The sequence below is a fragment of the Roseateles aquae genome (genome assembly GCF_032337115.1).
Classification (GTDB): domain Bacteria; phylum Pseudomonadota; class Gammaproteobacteria; order Burkholderiales; family Burkholderiaceae_C; genus Roseateles_C; species Roseateles_C aquae.
The window spans coordinates 837,929-854,814 of the sequence record NZ_JAVXZY010000001.1 but is presented as its reverse complement, the minus strand read 5'-3'; the positions used below and the strand labels follow the sequence as shown (position 1 = coordinate 854,814).

Here is a 16,886-nt window from a genome sequence, read left to right as displayed (position 1 = left end):
CCGCAATCACCGTGAACCTCATTCAACAAGGGTCCTTCTTGACCCTGCATTACCGTCTGGCGGGCCTGGATGGCACCGACGTGATCAACACCTTTGCCGACAAGCCGGCCACGCTGTCGCTGGGCACCGGCGAGCTCTCGCCGGCGATCGAGGCCCGGCTGATCGGCCTGCCCGAAGGCACGCGCACCCAGTTCGAACTGGCCGCCGGCGAAGCCTTCGGGCCGCGCAATCCTGACATGCTGCAACGTGTCAAGCTCAGCCTGCTGCGCCAGCTGGGCGATCCTGACGAGGAATACCGACCCGGCGATGTGGTCCAGTTCCCAACGCCGGACGGGCAGGGCAGCTATGCCGGCTTGGTGCGCGAGGTGGGTGAGGACTGGTTGCTGTTTGACTTCAACCACCCGCTGGCCGGCCAGCCGGTGCTGTTCGAGGTGCAGGTGATCGGCGTGCTCTGAGCATGATCCGCCACGAGGCTTGGGTAGACTCGCGCATGCCCTGAAAACGAGAATGAATCCATCGATGAATGAGAAAGAAGTCCTGCTGGCCGAGCCACGCGGGTTTTGTGCTGGCGTCGACCGCGCGATCGAGATCGTCGAGCGTGCGCTGACCAAGTTTGGCGCGCCCATCTATGTGCGCCACGAAATCGTGCACAACACCTATGTGGTCAATGATTTGAAGGCCAAGGGTGCCATCTTCATCGAGGAGCTGGCCGAGGTGCCGCCGGGCGCCACGCTGGTGTTCAGCGCCCATGGCGTCAGCCAGGCGGTGCGTCGCGAGGCGGCCGAGCGCGGCTTCCAGGTTTTTGACGCGACCTGCCCGCTGGTGACCAAGGTGCATGTCGAAGTGGCCAAGCTGCACAAGGAAGGCTACGAATTCATCATGATCGGCCACAAGGGGCATCCCGAGGTCGAAGGCACGATGGGGCAGCTGAGCGACGGGATCTACCTCGTCGAGGACGCAGCCGACGTGCCTCATGTGCGAGTCAAGGATCCGGCGCGTCTGGCCGTGGTGACGCAAACCACCCTGAGCGTTGACGACGCAGCCGACATCCTGGCGGCCGTCAAACGCCAGTTTCCGCTGGTGCGTGAGCCCAAGCAGCAGGACATCTGCTACGCCACGCAGAATCGCCAGGATGCCGTCAAGGTGATGGCGCCGCAGGTGGATGTGGTCGTCGTTGTCGGCAGCCCGACCAGCTCCAACAGCAACCGGCTGCGCGAGTTGGCCGAGCGGCTGGGCACACCGGCCTATATGGTCGACGCTGCCGATGATTTGCAGCCGGCCTGGTTCGACGGCCGTGCCTGCGTGGGTCTGACCGCCGGCGCCTCGGCGCCCGATGTGCTGGTGCAGGCGGTGATCAGCCGGCTGCGCGAGCTGGGCGCGACCTCGGTGCGCAGCCTGCCGGGCGTTGAAGAGCATGTGCGATTCCCGCTGCCGCTGGGCCTGGGCGACAAGTCCATGGCCGAGGTGGCCGCCTCCCGATCTTGAAGCCTGGTGCTTGATGCTCCAGGCGGCGCCAGCAGTGGCGCCGTTTCGCTTTCATAGAATTCAGCCCAGTTTCAAGGAATAGACCCCATGCTTGACATTACCCTGCTGCGCAAGGACCTCGACGCTGTCGTGGTGCGCCTGAACACCCGCAAGAACCCGCAAGCCTTTCTCGATGTGGCCCGCTTTGGCGCGCTGGAGAGCGAGCGCAAGGGCGTGCAGATCCGCACCGAGGAACTGCAGGCGCTGCGCAACAGCCTGTCCAAGCAGATCGGCATGAAGAAGGGCAAGGGCGAGGACGCCAGCGAGCTGATGGCGCAGGTCGGTGCGATTGCCGAGGAGCTGAAGGCCGGCGCGGAGCGGTTGGAGGCGATTCAGCAAGAGCTCAATGTGATGCTGATGAGCGTGCCCAATCTGCCCGATGAAAGCGTGCCTGTCGGCGCCGATGAGAGCGGCAATGTCGAGGTGCGCCGCTGGGGCACGCCGCGCAGCTTTGACTTCGAGATCAAGGACCATGTCGACCTGGGCGCACCGCTGGGCCTGGATTTCGAGACTGGCGCCAAGCTGAGCGGTTCGCGCTTCTCCTTCCTGCGCGGCCCGGCGGCCAAGCTGCACCGCGCGCTGGCGCAGTTCATGCTCGATACGCAGAGCGACGAGCATGGCTACACCGAGTGCTACACGCCCTACATCGTCAACCGCGAGGTGTTGGAAGGCACCGGCCAGCTGCCCAAGTTCAAGGAAGACATGTTCTGGGTGCTGCGCGGCGGCGACGCCGAGGCGCAGGAGCAGTACCTGATCTCGACCTCGGAGATCTCGCTGACCAACACGGTGCGCGAGCAGGTGCTGGATGCTGCCCAGCTGCCGATCAAGCTGACGGCGCACAGCCCCTGTTTCCGCTCGGAAGCGGGCAGCGCCGGCCGTGACACCCGCGGCTTGATCCGACAGCACCAGTTCGACAAGGTCGAGATGGTCCGCATCGAGCATCCGGAGAAAAGCATGGCCGCGCTCGAGGAGATGACGCTGCATGCCGAAGCCATCCTGCAAAAGCTGGGTCTGCCCTACCGTACCGTGCTGCTGTGCAGCGGCGATATGGGCTTTGGTGCGGTCAAGACCTATGACCTCGAAGTCTGGGTGCCGGCGCAGAACACCTACCGTGAGATCAGCTCCTGCTCCAACATGGGCGCCTTCCAGGCACGGCGCATGCAGGCTCGCTTCAAGAACGAGCAGGGCAAGAACGAGCTGGTGCACACGCTCAATGGCTCGGGTTTGGCCGTCGGCCGCGCCCTGGTGGCCGTGCTGGAGAACTACCAGAACGCCGATGGCAGCATCACGGTGCCCGAGGTGCTGCGCCCCTATCTGGGTGGTCGCGAGCTGCTGCGCGCGGAGTGATTTTCAAAGAGTTTTCAAAAAACCTTTGAAGTCTCTAAAAAGCTCGCTATACTAGCGGGCTTACTCGCAGCAACCAACGCGAGCACCGAAATTCCGGAGAGGTGGCAGAGTGGTTGAATGTACCTGACTCGAAATCAGGCGGACGGAAACGTCTCGGGGGTTCGAATCCCCCCCTCTCCTCCAGAAGAAAGCCTTGTAAATCAAGGACTTAAAAAACCCCGCCAAGTGCGGGGTTTTTGCTTTCTGAGCCCCATTTCCGCAACCCATTTCCGCAACTCAGGCGAAAACGGCCTATTTCGTGGGCTTCACGCGCTCGCCAACGCGGCGGTACACGGTGCGGGTGATCTGCTCTTTGGTGTGGCCCAGCAGCTTCTGCGCCTGGGCGATGTCCTCGATCTCGCTGGCCGCTTTCGGGCGCACGTCGCGGAACTGGAACTGCTTGATGCGGGCGGCCAGGTCGGCGTCTTTGGCGGCCAGAGCCTGGGCCAGTGCTGCTGCTCGGGCATCCTCAAAGCGGGTGCGCAGCATGTGCCGTGTTAGCGGCTTGCCTTCGGGCGTGGCCAGCAGAGCAAGCGTGCGAACTGATCGTGCCTTGATGCGGTCAATCAGCTGGCCGAGCTCGGTCCGCACGCCAGTCTCGCGGTCGGTCAGATCGATGCGCAGGCGCTTGCCGGTCTTGCCCTGTTTGGCGGTTAGTGCATCGTCGATGATGTGCTTGACGGTGAAGCCGCACACATCGTCTGGCCGCTGGCCGCTGAGGTAGGCCAGATCCATGGCGTCCTTCAGCTCCTGCGGCGCCTGGCTGCGCACGGCGGCCCAGACTTCAGGGTCTGCATAGAAGTCGCGCGGCGTCTCCTCGTTCTTGCTCACACCACGGCAGGGATTCTCGCGGTCGGTGTAGCCCCATTCGCGGGCCATGTTCCAGATGTCGCTGAACAGGGCCAGCTCGCGATTGGCTGCTACTGGCGCGGGCTTGCCGCCTGGATCGCGAACGGTGCCGTCCTTGCGCAGCCGGCGCTTGGTCTTGCGGTTGTCGCGGTAGCCAGCGATGTGCTTGGGCAGCACGGCCTTGAAGGGTGCTGATGCAAACACCGCGCGCAGGTTCTCCAGCTCAGCCAGGTTCAGAACCTGAGTCTTGGGCGCCTTTTTGGGGATCACCTCTAGCTCGTACCGGTTGAAGGCCACGGCCATCGTGCCGGATTCGGCAGGCGGGGGCACGTGCTCCAGCTCGGCCCACTTGCGCTTGGCCTCTGCAAGGTCAGTGCCGAGCGGGATCTCTTTGCGCTTGCCAGCGTCGTCGCGGCCGTTGTAGTAGTAGCCGACCCAGACTTCGCCGCTCTTGAGCGTGCGTACGCGGGGCAGCATGCGCGGCGGTAGGTTGCGGCCGGTGGACTTGGGGCGGTTCATTGCACGGATGAGAAGTCGGGCTCCCAGGCCTCGGGAGCAACGATATTAGCCATTTCAACGCCGCCCATCTTCAGGTTCGCGTACAGCCGGCCAACAACCGGCACGCCGGCGCGGGTCTTGATGAACTTCCAACCGTTGGATTCGAGCCAGTGAATTTGCAGGCGTGGAACTGGCGTGCCGGTCATGCGTTCAAGTTCTTCAGCAGTGAGTTGCAGCTCATCGCGCTGGGGTAGTCCGAGTATGGCGTTCACATCAGCCTCCGGTGGTATGGTGGCGGGCATGACTCAAGCCAAGACCGCCACCGAGATTCGTGCCATGCTGACCAAGGAAGAGGCCGCGGCGCTGTGGTTCATCCCGCAGGCGCCGGAAGGGCGCGTGGTCAGCGAAGAGATGCAGCAGCGCTTTCAAGACCTGGGCCTGGCCACCGCGCCGATGGCAGATGGCCGGCGGGGCATCACGGTGCTGGGATCGCGCGTGCAGCGCGGGGCGCCCTGACGTCATGGCAGCCTCCGAAACGTCACGACCCAGACCCAGGGATTGGCTTCCCATGCCCCGTCGCCATTGATCGTCCACCACAGGTGCGCGAAGTTCTCGCGAGCAAATCGCCCACCGGGAAGGTGGAGGCTGTGCTTGACGCCCTCGGCCTGTGCATCCGCCTCGCTGATGTCCTGCAGCCTCTCGACGCGCACTCCGGTGATCTCAAGCGTGATGCGGCTGGCCCAACGGGGCATGTGGATGCTGGGGATTGGGCCGAAGCTCCGCCAGTGTTCGTCGGTGCCCTCGCAGTTGTGCACTTCACGAGCATTGCGCGGGATGGTGTAGTCCGCTGGCACACAGTATTCGTCAGCAGCCGGCGAGTCGTAGGCGACGAAGCGGTCGCCGGTAGACATCCAAGGTTCCCAGCCGGCGCCGAGGTCTTCGCCGATGCGAAAGCTCTCCCGCACCCACAGCCTGTCGCCGGGCCTGCCGTAGGGGCAGGGCACCGCATCATCGAGGTTCGCACTGGCGTCGTCCCACCACCGGCCGGAATGTCCGCTGACCTGCCAGCCTTCAGGTGTTATCGCCGGCACCTCTGCGACGATGGCGTCGGCTTCAAATTGCTTGCGCACTACCCGCCGCGTCTGCGTCTTCGTTCCGGCCATGATGGCGCGGACCATGGCGGCCGAGAATAAGATTGGGAGTTCTTTCAAGGGAGACTCCAATGGCTGCATGTAGCGATTGCTTGAGGCAAGATGGCCTTGGTAGGAAGGAGCCGGCACATTCCGCGTTGGAGCAAACTGCCCGGCGGAAGCACACAGGCGCTATGGCTATTGGCTCCGTATCGGACTACCGATGCAAAACCTGCGGAGCCGTTCTTCAGCTTGATGACGATCGAAACGATGACCACGCCGGCTGGACGATTGTTAAAAGCTAGAGTCATCAAGCCCCCTGTGCGACGCTAAGCCCAACAGCCACCGGCCGAACCCACACCGGCGCAGCGTTGAGCTGAAACGTTTCGCCGCTCCAGGCCAGCAGCAGGGTGCGGCCCATCTCGCTGGCGATGGCCTGGGCCGCGTCGCTGGGCACGGCGTTGCCGATGCGTTCGCGCCAGGCCTGATCGCTGAGGCCGTCGAGCTCCAGCTGTTCCTCGGGGTCGACCAGCGACTGCAGGGCGGCCAGCTCCAGCGTGGTGAATGGCCGGTGCCAGGTGCCGTCCTCGGCGCGGATGATGGCCACCAGGTTGTCGGTGGACTCGGGCAGGCGCGGGTCAGCAACCGACCACCTGCCGTTGTCGTGGCACGCTGCAGCGCTCACCGCGCCGGCCGGCTGGTCCATGCGCATCACGCCGTAGTGGCCGCCGGTCAGGTAGGCAGCGCGGTCGGCGTCCATGCCGCTGCGTGGGTCGGCCACGGCATAGGCGCCTTGGCCGGTGGTGCTGCCACTAATGACGGTGCCAGCGGGGCGCTGCCAGTCGGCCACAGCGTATTTGGCGAAGTCGGCGCCGTGGTTGCGCGGATCGGCCACGCAGGCGGCGCCGCTTCCAACTTGCTGGCTTCCCGTCACCGTCGCAGAGTGGCGATCCCATCGGACCACGCGGAACATCTGGGTGTGCCTTGCTGAAGATTCGGGCAGACGCGGATCTGCCACGCTGTAGGTGCCCTGGCCGGGGCTCTTCACACCGATGACGGTGCCGCTGGGCTGGTCCCAGGGCAAGACGCCATAGTTCTGATATTGCAGGGCTCCATCCGGAGCGCGCGGGTCAGCCACCGAGAATGAGCCATTGCCTGGGCGGCTGGCACCCGCGATCACACCAGTCGGTTCTTCCCACCGATGCACGCCGAGGCCACCGTTGTGCATTGACGGCACGATCAGATAGTCGCGCAGCTGGCCGCCCTCGATCGCGAGCCGGTTCAGGCTGCGCCAGTCGCTGCCGGCCTCGACGAAGGCGAGACGCACCCAGGTCTTCCACTGCAGCGCCGGTACGCGGTGCATTGGCCCGGCGCGCAGATCGCCAGGCATCAACATGCGGCCGAGCACATCGCCCACGGCGCGTAGCGGACGGCGCTCCGGCTCGTACAGTAACGGCGGCACCTTGGCGATATGGCGAGCCACCAGCAGGAAGCGTTTGCGGCTCTGGGCCAGGCCGCCCAGCTCGCCGCAGTCGTGCGTCGTCTCGGCCGTGGCGTAGCCATAGGCGCGCAGCATCGCCGTGATCTGGTCCAGCAGCGCGCGGCCGCGGGTGGCCAGGCGCGGCACGTTCTCGAACAGCACGAGCTCTGGCGGATCGTCGGCCCAGGCCTCCAGCATGAGCCAGACGCCGCGCAGCGTGAGCCTGTTCAAGGCCTGGTACTTGGCCGTCTTGCTCTTGCTCTCGCTGAGCAGGCCGCTGAAGCCCTTGCAAGGGGCCGACAGGAAGACGATGTGCGGGCGCTCGCCGCCTGCAGCGCGCTGAATGTCCTGCGGCGTGGCCTCGCGCCAGTCGGCCGCAGGCTCGGCGCCGTGAAAGGCGCGGTACTGCTCGCGGTCGAACATGTCCAGCACGGTGCCGGGCACGCCGGCCAGGCGCTGGAAATCGCGCATGGCCGCCGGGTCAACATCGATGCCGCCAATGCAGCGGAAGCGAGCCTCCAGCTGGCCGACGCGGGATTCGCCGCGGTTGAAGCCGCGTGCGCCGCCACCCAGGCCGGCGAACAGATGGAAATGGCGGATCTCGACGGGCGTCATTGAGCGCTCCCTGCTTGCTTGAGCTGCGCCCTATCCAGGCGCTCGATCTCGGCCAGGATCAGGGCGCCGGCCTTGATGAGGTTGCGGCGACTGCCGGACGGCTTGAACCACTCGTGATCCCAGGGCCAGAGGCTAAGTGCAAGGTGCCCCCGGTCGGTTGTGACCGAACACATGGCATACGCGGCGGCTGCTTTCGCGAGCTCGTCGTCGGTGTAGGCGTCGTCACGCTCCGGCGCCCAGCCCTCGGCGTCGATCTGGCGCTGGCGCTCGGCCAGTACGTCCAGGGCTGCTTGCGTCGGCTTCTCTGCCTCTGCGGTGGAGAGGGCTTGGCGGGCCAAATTCACGTAGAACTCGCGGGAGTTGATTGCGCGAAGTGCCGCGTGCCCATCAAGGCTGTACCCTTCTTCAAGGTTGCGCTCCATGTGAGCGATAGGGTCGATGATGTCGCGCAGCGCCTGCGCCAGCGTGTCATAACTCATTGGTTGGTTCCTCAGTCGTAGCAGGGATGAAGGCTCCCGCTGGCGGAGTACGCATCGCGATGGGCTTGCCACTGCTCCTGACGATGCTGCTCGCCGGCCTTGTAGATGTAGGCATCCAGGCTGGCGACGAAGCGCAGGGCCATCGCAGCAGTCTGGATCGCTTCCTTGCGCACGTTCTCGGCGCTGGTCTTGCCGGGCTCATAGGCCATCTGCAGCACGTCCTTCGTCAACTCGCCAAACTCTTCGCCTAACACTGCCAGAGCGTGCAGCGGGGCAGTCGGCCAGGTCGGGAACTTGGCGCACGCAGTCTCAAGCTCTTGCCAGACGGCACCGATCATTTCTGCTGGCCGGCGCGTGGTGGCTTCCATCTGAATTTGGTCGTTGCTCATGGCTGTCCTCGGTTGCCGTTGGAAAGTGCGGCGATCTGCGCCTCCAGTTCCTTGATGGTCTGGATCTGCATGTTGATGACGCGAGTGCTCATCTGGAGGTCGCTGACGAGGCTGGCGTTTTCCTGGCGAAGTCGGACCAGCTCGGCATCAGCCTCCACCTCGGCCACGCGCACGGCTGCGGCGGCTTTGAGCGTTGTGCCGACGAGGCTGAGATACAGATCGGCAGCCTGCTGCTCGGCCTTCCAGCGCTGTTCGCGTTTGGTGAGTCCGAACATCACACACCTCCGTTGCCGCCGATGCCGGCGCGGGCTCTCCACGTCTGCCAGTGCTTGCTGGTTTCGACGCTGCGCCACGGTGCTGCTATGCCATCGAAGCGCGTCAGATCAAGACCAAGTTCTGACGCATGAGCTTCGAATTCGCGCAGCTCTTCCTCCGGGCTCATCGGCTCACGCACTTGTGGTGCCGGCTCAACATCCGGTCGGGCCGCAAGCCAGTCATCAACTCGGTCCATCAGCGGCACCTCGCCGCGCTCAGACTGGCCGCCGCGTGTGTTGCTTTCAAGGGCGCGGGCATATTCCACCAGCTCAGCAAGCAGGCCCTGTGCCTCGTCAACCAACGCTGACAAGTGGCCGTCTGCAGCGATCAGCCCTGCGTTGGTTGCTTGGTCGGGCTGCGCTTGTGGTGCTGCTGGATGGACCGAGCACGGCCAGCGCAGCGAACCATCGCCGCTTGGGCATGAGCACACAGGCATCGCTGCGGCCAGCTGCTCAACCTTGGGCGTGGCAGTCAGTCGCGCGAGGCGTTCGTATTTCTCCTCGGTGGTGTGCCCATCCCATTGACCTGGGTAGTTAGGCAATCCAGCGAAAAGGTGCGCCTCGCGGGTGTGGAAGTGCCAGCTGGCCTGGCCGGTGGGCAGATCGATATAGACGCAGTTACACCACTCAGGCGCCCAGCCCTCGATGGGCGTTTGCGCTATGCCCGAAGGAAAGCATCGGGCCAGCGCGGCGACCACCTGGTTGCGCTCTTTGTAGGCTGCATCGGTGCGGGCTTCTTGTGCCTGGAACTCAAACAATAGGGCGTCCACCGCCGCATGCGCGGCGATGGCGTCTCTGGGCAGTGCCGCGTGCACGTCCCGGTTGAGGGAGAAAGCGTCGTCGCTCAAGTGGCCTCCGTTGCGGTTGCAGGCCAGGTGGCGTTGTTGTCGGCATCGAAGATGGCTGGAGGGCGCTCGTACTGGTTGAGCTTGCCATCGTTGGCAGTCCAATCTGCCGCTTGGCCGAGATTGCAGCCGTCGCAAGCCAACACGTAGTGCACCTGGCAGCCAGCGATGACGAGCTTGCCGATGCGCAGGTACCAGTTCGTGCTTCGCCCGTTGGGCTTTACGCCTAGCGTTTGCTCGGCGGTGTCGATGCTCAGCAAGGTGCCGAAGGCGGCTCTGTACTGGCAGCCATTGGGCGCATAGAACCAGTTGTCCGTTGTGACAAGGACTGTCTTGCCGATGAAGTCGGCGGCAGGGGAGAGGCCTTCCGGTGTATTCATGTGGCCTCCGCTGCAGTTTCTCGGCTGACGGCCTTGAACGCCGGCAGATGGCCGTGTCCGTCGTCGCAGCTGGCGATCACGTGATGGGTCGTGGCGGCCTCTACAGCGTGGTAGTGCTGGCAGTCGCCATGCTTCGCGCAGCAGATGCCGTAGCAGGCGATCTTGGCGTGTTCGATGGGTTGGATGGGCATCATGCTGCTGCGGCCTCCTCGGCCTCATCGTTGGCGGCAGGCGCGGTGTCCGCGGACGCGATGCTGGTGTCGAAGTCGGCAAGCGTCTTGCCGGCGGCGAGGGCGGCCTTCAGCCAGCGGGGCTGCAGGCCACGGCCGCTCCAGGTCTCGCCGGTCGCCGGGTTGCGGTACTTGATCTGAACCTTGGCGCCGGGCTTGGATGCCACGGCGGGCGCTGCGTGTGCCGTGATGAAGGCGGCAGTGGCATCGGGCTTGGGCGCCGCAGCGATGCCTCGGCGGCGCTGCTCTTCGTTGCCGATCTGCAGCTCGGCGGCATCGCGGGCTTCGTCCTCGATCGAGGTCGCATCGATGCACAACACATCAGCCAGGCGCAGCGCGGGCAGATCTTCGTCGCGCATGACTTCCAGGCAGCGGCCCTCGTCCGTCAGGTCCTCGGCGCAGAGCGCCAGGCCCAGCACCTCGGCGAGTTCGCCGCCGTCCAGCTGGCCGAGCTCGGAAGCCAGCGCATCGTCGTATCGGCCGCTGGAGGTCGGCTGCTTCCAGCCGCGTGCGTCGAACAGCAGCTGGTTGCCCTCGGCGCTGGTGTGCTCCATCAGCTGGCGGATCGCCAAGCGCAGGATCAGCAGCGGTGGCTCCTCGGCCGCACTCAGTGCATCACCGATGGCCTTGAACAGCATCTGCCCGAGCAAGGCGTTGGCGCGCGTTTCGATGGCGGCCTCCAGCTGCGCAGCGGTGCGAGGCTTTTCGGCAGTGGGCGCAGGCTGCTTTGGGGTAGCTGCAGGCGGGCTGACGGCAGCGGCTGCAGCCGACAACGTTGGGCGGGGCGCTTCAGCCGGCGCGGGCGCCTCTTCACGCAACAGCCCCTTGGCCTTGAGTACCTTCTTGGCCGATGCAATGGGCACCAGCGTGTAGATCTTGCCGCTCGGGTGGTCGACCGTGACGGCGTCGCGTTGCTTCGCGCCAAACAACTCGCGCAGCGTGCGCGGGTCGGCAGTGAGCGTGGGAGCGGCTTGGTCGAACCACAGATGGCCAGGCGGCAGGTAGTTGGGGCTGGGCACCATGCGGCGGGCATCCTCGCCAGCAATCATGGTGTGGCCGGCGTCGCGCGCGGACTGCAGCAGAGCGTCGCGGGCGTCCGCTTCCTTGGCGTGGTAGCAAGCGCTGTCCTGGCACATGTCGCCGCCCTTGACGTCGTCGAACAGCTCTGGCGTGGCGCCGCTGCGCTTGGCGCAGTTGCCGCAGGGGCCTGCTGTCGGGTAGATCGCATGCACATCGAAGGGCGCAGCGTCCAGGCGCAGCATGTATTCCTTTTGCAGGAACTCGCTGGCGGCGCGGTAGCTGAAGGGCTCGCCGCCCCAACCGGCGAGCAGGCGCTCCGTGGCTTCGGTCTGCTGGGCTTCGTTGGGCATGCGCGCGATCAGCAGCGCCACCGTGGCCTGCAGCTTGTCGTCGAGGAAAGCCTCTTGTGCGGCAGGGCAGAGCTGCAGCAGCTGCAGCCGGTTGTAGACCCAGCGGCGGCTGCGGCTCAGGCGCGCCGCCAGCTCGTCCACGCTGGTGTAGCCCTGTAGCCCCTTGGGCTGCCGCAACAGCGCCTGCATGCCATGGGCCTCTTCCATTGGGTGCAGATCCTCGCGGTCGATGTTCTCGATCAGCTGAATCTCCAGCGCCTCAAAGTCGGTGAGGTTGCGCACCAGCGCCAGGATGGTGGGCATCTGCGCCTCGATGCTGGCACGCCAGCGGCGCTCGCCGGCCACGATCTCAAACGGGGGCTGTCCGTTCGTCGGCGTGTAGTCAGGGTTCGGTCGCGCCAGGATCGGGGTGAAATTGCCGCCGAGCTTCTTGATGCTCTGGGCCAGCTCGGTGATCTTGGCCGGCGTGAAGCGCGTGCGCGGATTCGTCGGGCTGCGGCGGAACAGCGTCAGCGGCAGGTGCTGGGCGGCCTCGGCGGTGGAGGGGTTCAACGGTTCAATTGCGGTGGTACTCATGGCAAATCAGGCCTCGCGATAGAGCAGGAAGAAGGCCTTGCCCTGGTCACTCGGAAGCAGGCAGAAGCGCTTGTCCTGGTGCGGGGCTTGGGCCACGTATTGGCGAATGGCGCGCTGCAGCGGCGCGCGGTAATGGGACTGAACGTCGGCACCGCTGCTCGGCGCGTCCAAGCGATCAAGCAGCTTGAAGAACGCCCGCTGGATGCTCTCGCGGGTGACAGGCGCAGGGATGCCGCGGCGCACGGTGATGGCGTTCAGGTCCAGCAAGGGGGTTGGGCTTTTGCTGGCTGGCTTGCCGGTGGCCATCACAGGAATGACGAGGTCAAGCGGCGGCACTTCGGCCGGCCATGTGAGTGTCGTGGCGGCGGTGAGCACTGGCACCGCGCCTTCCTTGGCCGCTGCCGGCGCTTGGGCGGGGCGCACCCTCGCCAACTCGGGGCCGGCGATGTACACCATGTTGCCCTGCGCATCGCGTTGGCGCGTAAGCATCTTGCTCTGTAGCGCTGAGGCGAGAAGGGCGGGGATGCTGGCGCTGCTCGTGCCGAAGCGCTGCGCGATCTCAAGCGCCGTCAGCTCTTCGAGCGGATTGGCGCGCAGCCAGGTGAGGTAGCGATCTGCCACCGAGCCGTCGCGTGGGGTGTAGATCATGGCGGGCCCTTTCACGCGTGCGATGGCGCGGGCGCATTGAAGACGCGCACGCCCGGGCCCGTGTTGCCAGCCAGTGCTGAGCGCGCCCGGGCCTTGAGCACTCGGGTGCAGGTCGCCAGTTCGCCGCGGCTGACGAACTGCAGCTGCACGCTGAAGATCCACAGCGCGTCGTCAAATGCCGCGATCTCGGCGCCGCGTAGCGTCCAGCGGCCCGTAGCCTGGGCGCGTTCGAGCAGCGCGATAACAGCAGCCTGGGCGGCATCGCGAGTGGCCTGGTGGTCTGAGGCGATCTGGTAGCGGCGGGCGATCTCGTTGCCGATGTTGATGGCGTCGATGATGTGTGCCAGCTGGCTTGCGTCGCCCTGGGCCGCGCGCAGCGCGTCAAAGGCCGCCTGCATTGGCTCGGTGATCAGCGCGCGCTCGGCAGGCAGCAGTGTGGCGGCCTGGTTGAGCGCAATGCCCAGTGGCGTTTCCTCCAGCGGGATGGCAAATGCAGCGTGGGCGAAGCGGTCGCGCCGGTCGTGGCGCTTGTGGTGGTGCGGCATGGTGGTGCCTCGTATGTGGGTGGTGGTGCTGGCCGGTCAGTCGTCGTCGCGGTCGCCGGCAGCTGCGCGTTTGGCGTCGAAGGCGCGTGCGTGGCTGTGCGGGTGGACGCTGGGCAGCACCGGGCCAGCGGAGCGGTGCTGCGAGTGAGGGGCGTGCGAGGCTCCCGCGTGTGCAGGCGTTTGCACAGCGGGGGCCTGCGGCTCGGGCGTGTTGTCGCGGGTGACGCGTTCGCCGCGGGCGACGCGCAGCGCGGCGCCCTGCAGCACCTTGTAGCGAGCGGCTGCGAGGGCCAGCTCGTGCAGACTGGGCCAATCACGGTGCGCGACGAGATCCCAGGCGGTCTGGAGGTCCTCGCTGGTGGGCTGCAGATCGCGCTGCATGCTCAGGCCTGCAGGCGCAGCCACGGGGCTGACATGTGCCGCGCATCCGGGCCGCAAGGCCCCGTGGCAGAGCGCGCGAGGCTCACCGGCATGCCGCCGCGCGGCACCTGGCCGGGGCAGCAGCACACGCGGTGCAGCAGATCGCCGGCGCCGTGTTCGCACAGGGCGCAAGCGCGATAGCTGCGCGACTCGGCAGCCATCCACGCGTTGGGAGCTGGGATAGGGTTGAGCGAGCTCAGCATGCTGCTCTCCGCGCTGCCAGCCCGGCTGAATTGGCAAGCATGTAGGCGTGCTCGCGGATCGACTGGCCCTGAAGAGGGATGCTCTGCTCCTCGTTCCAGTGCTTGCCCAGCGACTGCCTGAATTCGCGCTCAGCCGCTTCACCACCGAGCGCTCCAATGAGGCAAACGAGGGCGTATTCGAGCGAAGTGTTCCGCATGCTGGCGGCGTCCGCCTTCGCGTAGGCGCCTGGCTGTTCAGCTTTGGTGGCTGCCTCGGCCAGCTCCTTCGTCAGGCGCTTCACCATGTAAGCGGCCAGTGCGCGCTGGGCGGTTCCAGTGAGGGCAAGGGCGCGGCTCACAGCGCTTGCTCCATCGCCTGCAGGTCGTCCAGCATCTGCTCGATGCGGGCCTCCATGTTGGCCAGTTCGATCTTGTCGCGGGCCATGCGGTCCATCAGCACCGGACTCTTCTTGTAGTCGATACGCATGGCGGCGCAAGAGGCCTCGTCCATCGCCATCCAGTGCACCAACTCAACACGTGCGTTCTCAAGCCGGCTGATGCGGCGGCGCAGTCCCCAGGCTTTCAGGTAAGCGTGCGCACGGCGGCACCAGCTGGAGCGGCCGACAACTGGCTTCAGCGCCCGCCGAGAGTGATGCACGACTGCGACGATGCGGCTGGGATCGGGTGATTGCGCAGTCGGGGACTGGGTGCCTGCAAGAGACTGGATTCCGGATTGGCTCTCCATTGCTAACTCCGCTAGTTGGTAAGCGGGAGATTAGCAGGCGTACTAACAATGTCAATACGCTAACCATTTCGGGCGAAAAAAAGCCCGCCTGAGGCGGGCCGTTACCGACGGGTGTTGTCGCCTTAGTGCGTTGGCAGTGGGCCGGGGGTGACTTCCGCTTGCGGCTGGGGCGGCGGCGGTGGGGTGTCATTCCCGCCGGCGACGTGCTTCAGATCTTCGTCGGACAATTCAACAGGCTGGTCGACCGGGTTCAGATGCTCATTCATGGGTTCTCCAAAAAGTGGTGTGGCAGAGCGGTCTAAATGATACCCAGCCGCATCGCTTTCAAGGAAGCGCCTTGTGAAGAGCTGCAACCCAATGTTTTGGCCGCCAGCCCTAGCATCTGTTCAGTATCAGTAATGGACATCGATAACTTTCTGGCAACTTGCTCGACGGTCATGCCATCGCTGATCCAGGCCAAAGCTTCACGCTCTATGCGGGTCAGCGACTGAACATCAAAACCTGAGGAGGCGGCGAAGAAAAGTGCTTCTGCTGGCACGAGCGCTGCGCTTGCAAAACTTGTGAGTTTGCTTAGGGTCCGACCGAGGGCCTTCGATTCAAGTGGCAAGTCAGAGTGGACTGACACTTGAAAGCAAATGCTTGGCAGATGTAGGGACACGGAAGCGCCGCTGCGGAGGCCCAATGCTGAGATAGCATCGAAGATATCGAGGCAGTTGTGCTTCCTGTAGGTCGACTCATCCCATACCGTAGGCAGGCTGGAAGTCTTGCAGTGTTGCATCACGGGGCAGCGCTTCCCAAGGCCGGGGTCGAGGTGCTTCCATTCGTCAGACCTGGGAAGATTGTCGATGTAGATGTGATCTTCATCACTAGTGTTCCCGCGACGAATGAACGCTGTCACGTCGCAAGTCGGAAAGCCAAGCTCGTGCGTGAATCGGATCAACTCATCGCGGAACTCGTTGCCTGTACGCGCGGCAAAGATTGCGTTGGAAGTAAGCATGGCAACCCCAATTAGGACGTTAGATTGTGGTTCAGTTAGCCGACTAACGCAACCTGCTACTGATTGCAGGTTGCGCAGAGGTCAAAAATCGGGGAAAGTCGGCCTCCTGATGTTGCCCACTTACCTTGTTGATGAGCGAGCTTACGAGTCAACGCCCGAGAACTGGGCGAACTGGCTCGGAGTCGCTATGCGCTGGCCAGAGCTCTGCCGCGTTCAATGGGGGCACTACACCAGTCGCGTCGAAGGCGTCTTCGAAACGCCAATGTGCTCAGGCCTCACTGGCGTTTGCACTTATCTGAGCGTGAACTGTGAAAGGCCGCTTTACCTAACTTGGCGCTGGTTTGCTGCGCCTGGCGACAGTGAGATCTGTGTACTAGATCAGTTCATGATCCGTAGCAATGCACGGCTGCTGGATGCCAACGATGCTGCGCTAAACCGGCTTGAGGCAGCGCATGTCTTTGCTCGCGCGCTAGCCGAGTTTGATTGGCCATCGCAAGTTCGGGGGCTGATCGCCGGCTGACTACCTTGTCGGTTTGACGGCGCTGTCGGGCAGTTCAGCAATTGGCCGGGCCGACTCAAACTGCCGGTCAATGGACTCGATGAACCGTGTGAACTGATCGGTCCTATTGACGGCATCGACGGCAGCTGCAATTTGCATGGCGGTGCCGTGCCAAGCAGATCGAGTCGCCGCGAATGGCGCAGGCGCATTGCATGCAATAGCGCCTTCAATCATGGCTTCCAGCCTCGCGCGCATCGCGGGGTCAAGTGCCAACAACTGTGCCAGTGTGACGCGCTCAAAAGGCCAGACGCCCTTCGCGATGGCGTCATCATCTGCTGGGCGAGGGGCGCCTTTGCCTCTGGCAATCCACAACGCGTTGAAGCCGCTCGCCCTGGCAAGCGCCTCGGCGGCTTCAAGCTTTGCGATGCTCTTAATTGGCTTGCTGCCATGGCCAAGCCACTGCGACACCACCGAGCTGGACTGTTTGGATATGCGGATCAAGTCTCCGCGATCCCAGCCCATGGTGCGCATCACGTGTTCGAGGCGGTGCTGCAAATCCATGCTTGGAATTTAGTGCACTAACGAGTGAGCGTGCTTGCCATTGTAAGTAAGCATGCTACTATGAACAAATGACTAAGTCTGAAGCTATCACCCTCTTGGGGGGTAATGGGCGTGGTGCAGTGACGCGTGCAGCCAAGGCGCTATGTATTTCGCATTCCGCCCTCAGCCAGTGGCCAGACGAGCTGAAGCGGCATCACCAAAGCATGGTCCAGGCTGCGCAATGG

General features: G+C 64.5%; 24 protein-coding genes and 1 tRNA gene. 6 read left to right on the top strand and 19 right to left on the bottom strand.

Annotation, left to right across the window (positions count from 1 at the left end; genetic code table 11):
• Positions 1 to 11 precede the first annotated feature (11 nt).
• From RQP53_RS03740 to RQP53_RS03725, 4 genes are all read left to right on the top strand, one after another.
• The gene (locus RQP53_RS03740) at positions 12 to 455 is read left to right on the top strand and encodes an FKBP-type peptidyl-prolyl cis-trans isomerase (protein WP_315648711.1); all 444 of its coding nucleotides are present in this window, start codon (positions 12 to 14) and stop codon (positions 453 to 455) included.
• Positions 456 to 507: 52 nt separating this feature from the next.
• Positions 508 to 1,485: a 4-hydroxy-3-methylbut-2-enyl diphosphate reductase gene (ispH, locus tag RQP53_RS03735; RefSeq protein ID WP_315648709.1), complete on the top strand. Its 978-nt coding sequence runs from the start codon at positions 508 to 510 to the stop codon at positions 1,483 to 1,485.
• Positions 1,486 to 1,572: 87 nt separating this feature from the next.
• Positions 1,573 to 2,871 (top strand): serine--tRNA ligase, encoded by a 1,299-nt coding sequence (gene serS / locus RQP53_RS03730; protein ID WP_315648707.1) that lies wholly within the window; start codon positions 1,573 to 1,575, stop codon positions 2,869 to 2,871.
• A gap of 95 nt (positions 2,872 to 2,966) precedes the next feature.
• Positions 2,967 to 3,054: transfer RNA gene (locus tag RQP53_RS03725), tRNA-Ser, on the top strand.
• Between the two features lie 108 nt (positions 3,055 to 3,162).
• Here the strand turns inward: RQP53_RS03725 and RQP53_RS03720 are convergent.
• Entirely contained in the window at positions 3,163 to 4,278 is a 1,116-nt protein-coding gene (locus tag RQP53_RS03720; RefSeq protein ID WP_315648706.1) for a tyrosine-type recombinase/integrase, read from the bottom strand.
• Positions 4,275 to 4,529 carry a DUF4224 domain-containing protein gene (locus RQP53_RS03715; protein WP_315648705.1) on the bottom strand — a complete coding sequence of 85 codons (255 nt, stop codon included), beginning with the start codon at positions 4,527 to 4,529 and terminating at the stop codon, positions 4,275 to 4,277. The genes RQP53_RS03720 and RQP53_RS03715 overlap by 4 nt, the downstream gene beginning before the upstream one ends.
• Before the next feature lie 28 nt (positions 4,530 to 4,557).
• Here RQP53_RS03715 and RQP53_RS03710 point away from each other — a divergent pair, with 28 nt between their 5' ends.
• A complete protein-coding gene (locus RQP53_RS03710; RefSeq protein ID WP_315648704.1) occupies positions 4,558 to 4,773 on the top strand; it encodes a hypothetical protein in 216 nt (71 codons plus the stop codon).
• 2 nt (positions 4,774 to 4,775) lie between these two features.
• Here the strand turns inward: RQP53_RS03710 and RQP53_RS03705 are convergent, their stop codons facing one another.
• From RQP53_RS03705 to RQP53_RS03630, 16 genes are all read right to left on the bottom strand, one after another.
• Positions 4,776 to 5,468, bottom strand: coding sequence for an ASCH domain-containing protein (locus RQP53_RS03705; RefSeq protein ID WP_315648702.1), 693 nt, complete (start codon positions 5,466 to 5,468; stop codon positions 4,776 to 4,778).
• A gap of 229 nt (positions 5,469 to 5,697) precedes the next feature.
• Complete coding sequence (locus RQP53_RS03700; protein ID WP_315648701.1) at positions 5,698 to 7,482, bottom strand: DNA cytosine methyltransferase; 1,785 nt, start codon at positions 7,480 to 7,482, stop codon at positions 5,698 to 5,700.
• Positions 7,479 to 7,961 (bottom strand): hypothetical protein, encoded by a 483-nt coding sequence (locus tag RQP53_RS03695; protein ID WP_315648699.1) that lies wholly within the window; start codon positions 7,959 to 7,961, stop codon positions 7,479 to 7,481. The genes RQP53_RS03700 and RQP53_RS03695 overlap by 4 nt, the downstream gene beginning before the upstream one ends.
• 11 nt (positions 7,962 to 7,972) lie before the next feature.
• Complete coding sequence (locus RQP53_RS03690; protein ID WP_315648698.1) at positions 7,973 to 8,350, bottom strand: nucleoside triphosphate pyrophosphohydrolase family protein; 378 nt, start codon at positions 8,348 to 8,350, stop codon at positions 7,973 to 7,975.
• Positions 8,347 to 8,625 carry a hypothetical protein gene (locus RQP53_RS03685; RefSeq protein ID WP_315648697.1) on the bottom strand — a complete coding sequence of 93 codons (279 nt, stop codon included), beginning with the start codon at positions 8,623 to 8,625 and terminating at the stop codon, positions 8,347 to 8,349. The genes RQP53_RS03690 and RQP53_RS03685 overlap by 4 nt, the downstream gene beginning before the upstream one ends.
• Complete coding sequence (locus RQP53_RS03680) at positions 8,625 to 9,512, bottom strand: WDGH domain-containing protein (RefSeq protein WP_315648696.1); 888 nt, start codon at positions 9,510 to 9,512, stop codon at positions 8,625 to 8,627. The genes RQP53_RS03685 and RQP53_RS03680 overlap by 1 nt, the downstream gene beginning before the upstream one ends.
• Positions 9,509 to 9,889, bottom strand: a complete 381-nt coding sequence (locus RQP53_RS03675) for a hypothetical protein (protein ID WP_315648695.1) — start codon at positions 9,887 to 9,889, stop codon at positions 9,509 to 9,511. Before RQP53_RS03675 ends, RQP53_RS03680 begins: the two co-directional genes overlap by 4 nt.
• On the bottom strand, positions 9,886 to 10,083 hold the full coding sequence (locus RQP53_RS03670; RefSeq protein ID WP_315648694.1) for a hypothetical protein: 198 nt from the start codon (positions 10,081 to 10,083) through the stop codon (positions 9,886 to 9,888). The genes RQP53_RS03675 and RQP53_RS03670 overlap by 4 nt, the downstream gene beginning before the upstream one ends.
• A complete protein-coding gene (locus tag RQP53_RS03665; RefSeq protein ID WP_315648693.1) occupies positions 10,080 to 12,065 on the bottom strand; it encodes a ParB/RepB/Spo0J family partition protein in 1,986 nt (661 codons plus the stop codon). The genes RQP53_RS03670 and RQP53_RS03665 overlap by 4 nt, the downstream gene beginning before the upstream one ends.
• Positions 12,066 to 12,071: 6 nt before the next feature.
• A complete protein-coding gene (locus RQP53_RS03660) occupies positions 12,072 to 12,713 on the bottom strand; it encodes a hypothetical protein (protein WP_315648692.1) in 642 nt (213 codons plus the stop codon).
• 11 nt (positions 12,714 to 12,724) lie between these two features.
• On the bottom strand, positions 12,725 to 13,258 hold the full coding sequence (locus tag RQP53_RS03655) for a hypothetical protein (RefSeq protein ID WP_315648691.1): 534 nt from the start codon (positions 13,256 to 13,258) through the stop codon (positions 12,725 to 12,727).
• A 36-nt stretch (positions 13,259 to 13,294) separates the two neighbouring features.
• Entirely contained in the window at positions 13,295 to 13,639 is a 345-nt protein-coding gene (locus tag RQP53_RS03650) for a hypothetical protein (protein ID WP_315648690.1), read from the bottom strand.
• Between the two features lie 235 nt (positions 13,640 to 13,874).
• Positions 13,875 to 14,219 carry a hypothetical protein gene (locus tag RQP53_RS03645; protein ID WP_315648688.1) on the bottom strand — a complete coding sequence of 115 codons (345 nt, stop codon included), beginning with the start codon at positions 14,217 to 14,219 and terminating at the stop codon, positions 13,875 to 13,877.
• A complete protein-coding gene (locus tag RQP53_RS03640; RefSeq protein ID WP_315648687.1) occupies positions 14,216 to 14,605 on the bottom strand; it encodes a hypothetical protein in 390 nt (129 codons plus the stop codon). The genes RQP53_RS03645 and RQP53_RS03640 overlap by 4 nt, the downstream gene beginning before the upstream one ends.
• Before the next feature lie 122 nt (positions 14,606 to 14,727).
• A complete protein-coding gene (locus RQP53_RS03635) occupies positions 14,728 to 14,871 on the bottom strand; it encodes a hypothetical protein (protein WP_315648686.1) in 144 nt (47 codons plus the stop codon).
• A 32-nt stretch (positions 14,872 to 14,903) separates the two neighbouring features.
• Positions 14,904 to 15,602, bottom strand: coding sequence for a helix-turn-helix transcriptional regulator (locus tag RQP53_RS03630; RefSeq protein ID WP_315648684.1), 699 nt, complete (start codon positions 15,600 to 15,602; stop codon positions 14,904 to 14,906).
• Between RQP53_RS03630 and RQP53_RS24675 the strand changes: the two genes are divergently transcribed.
• Positions 15,490 to 16,122: a DUF4902 domain-containing protein gene (locus RQP53_RS24675; protein WP_350340385.1), complete on the top strand. Its 633-nt coding sequence runs from the start codon at positions 15,490 to 15,492 to the stop codon at positions 16,120 to 16,122. The two genes, RQP53_RS03630 and RQP53_RS24675, sit on opposite strands and share 113 nt — an antisense overlap.
• Here the strand turns inward: RQP53_RS24675 and RQP53_RS03625 are convergent, their stop codons facing one another.
• Positions 16,123 to 16,662 carry a hypothetical protein gene (locus RQP53_RS03625; RefSeq protein WP_315648683.1) on the bottom strand — a complete coding sequence of 180 codons (540 nt, stop codon included), beginning with the start codon at positions 16,660 to 16,662 and terminating at the stop codon, positions 16,123 to 16,125.
• Between the last annotated feature and the right edge of the window lie 224 nt (positions 16,663 to 16,886).

What these genes read in the sequence shown, in the direction of transcription:
- RQP53_RS03650 (WP_315648690.1), bottom strand. Translation starts at nt 13,639, where the DNA reads ATGCAGCGCGATCTGCAGCCCACCAGCGAGGACCTCCAGACCGCCTGG.
- ispH (WP_315648709.1), top strand. Translation starts at nt 508, where the DNA reads ATGAATCCATCGATGAATGAGAAAGAAGTCCTGCTGGCCGAGCCACGC.
- RQP53_RS03665 (WP_315648693.1), bottom strand. Translation starts at nt 12,065, where the DNA reads ATGAGTACCACCGCAATTGAACCGTTGAACCCCTCCACCGCCGAGGCC.
- RQP53_RS03670 (WP_315648694.1), bottom strand. Translation starts at nt 10,083, where the DNA reads ATGATGCCCATCCAACCCATCGAACACGCCAAGATCGCCTGCTACGGC.
- RQP53_RS03685 (WP_315648697.1), bottom strand. Translation starts at nt 8,625, where the DNA reads ATGTTCGGACTCACCAAACGCGAACAGCGCTGGAAGGCCGAGCAGCAG.
- RQP53_RS03640 (WP_315648687.1), bottom strand. Translation starts at nt 14,605, where the DNA reads ATGGAGAGCCAATCCGGAATCCAGTCTCTTGCAGGCACCCAGTCCCCG.
- RQP53_RS03630 (WP_315648684.1), bottom strand. Translation starts at nt 15,602, where the DNA reads ATGCTTACTTCCAACGCAATCTTTGCCGCGCGTACAGGCAACGAGTTC.
- RQP53_RS03695 (WP_315648699.1), bottom strand. Translation starts at nt 7,961, where the DNA reads ATGAGTTATGACACGCTGGCGCAGGCGCTGCGCGACATCATCGACCCT.
- RQP53_RS03675 (WP_315648695.1), bottom strand. Translation starts at nt 9,889, where the DNA reads ATGAATACACCGGAAGGCCTCTCCCCTGCCGCCGACTTCATCGGCAAG.
- RQP53_RS03700 (WP_315648701.1), bottom strand. Translation starts at nt 7,482, where the DNA reads ATGACGCCCGTCGAGATCCGCCATTTCCATCTGTTCGCCGGCCTGGGT.
- RQP53_RS03710 (WP_315648704.1), top strand. Translation starts at nt 4,558, where the DNA reads ATGACTCAAGCCAAGACCGCCACCGAGATTCGTGCCATGCTGACCAAG.
- RQP53_RS03660 (WP_315648692.1), bottom strand. Translation starts at nt 12,713, where the DNA reads ATGATCTACACCCCACGCGACGGCTCGGTGGCAGATCGCTACCTCACC.
- RQP53_RS03720 (WP_315648706.1), bottom strand. Translation starts at nt 4,278, where the DNA reads ATGAACCGCCCCAAGTCCACCGGCCGCAACCTACCGCCGCGCATGCTG.
- RQP53_RS03655 (WP_315648691.1), bottom strand. Translation starts at nt 13,258, where the DNA reads ATGCCGCACCACCACAAGCGCCACGACCGGCGCGACCGCTTCGCCCAC.
- RQP53_RS24675 (WP_350340385.1), top strand. Translation starts at nt 15,490, where the DNA reads ATGAACGCTGTCACGTCGCAAGTCGGAAAGCCAAGCTCGTGCGTGAAT.
- serS (WP_315648707.1), top strand. Translation starts at nt 1,573, where the DNA reads ATGCTTGACATTACCCTGCTGCGCAAGGACCTCGACGCTGTCGTGGTG.
- RQP53_RS03690 (WP_315648698.1), bottom strand. Translation starts at nt 8,350, where the DNA reads ATGAGCAACGACCAAATTCAGATGGAAGCCACCACGCGCCGGCCAGCA.
- RQP53_RS03635 (WP_315648686.1), bottom strand. Translation starts at nt 14,871, where the DNA reads ATGAATGAGCATCTGAACCCGGTCGACCAGCCTGTTGAATTGTCCGAC.
- RQP53_RS03625 (WP_315648683.1), bottom strand. Translation starts at nt 16,662, where the DNA reads ATGGATTTGCAGCACCGCCTCGAACACGTGATGCGCACCATGGGCTGG.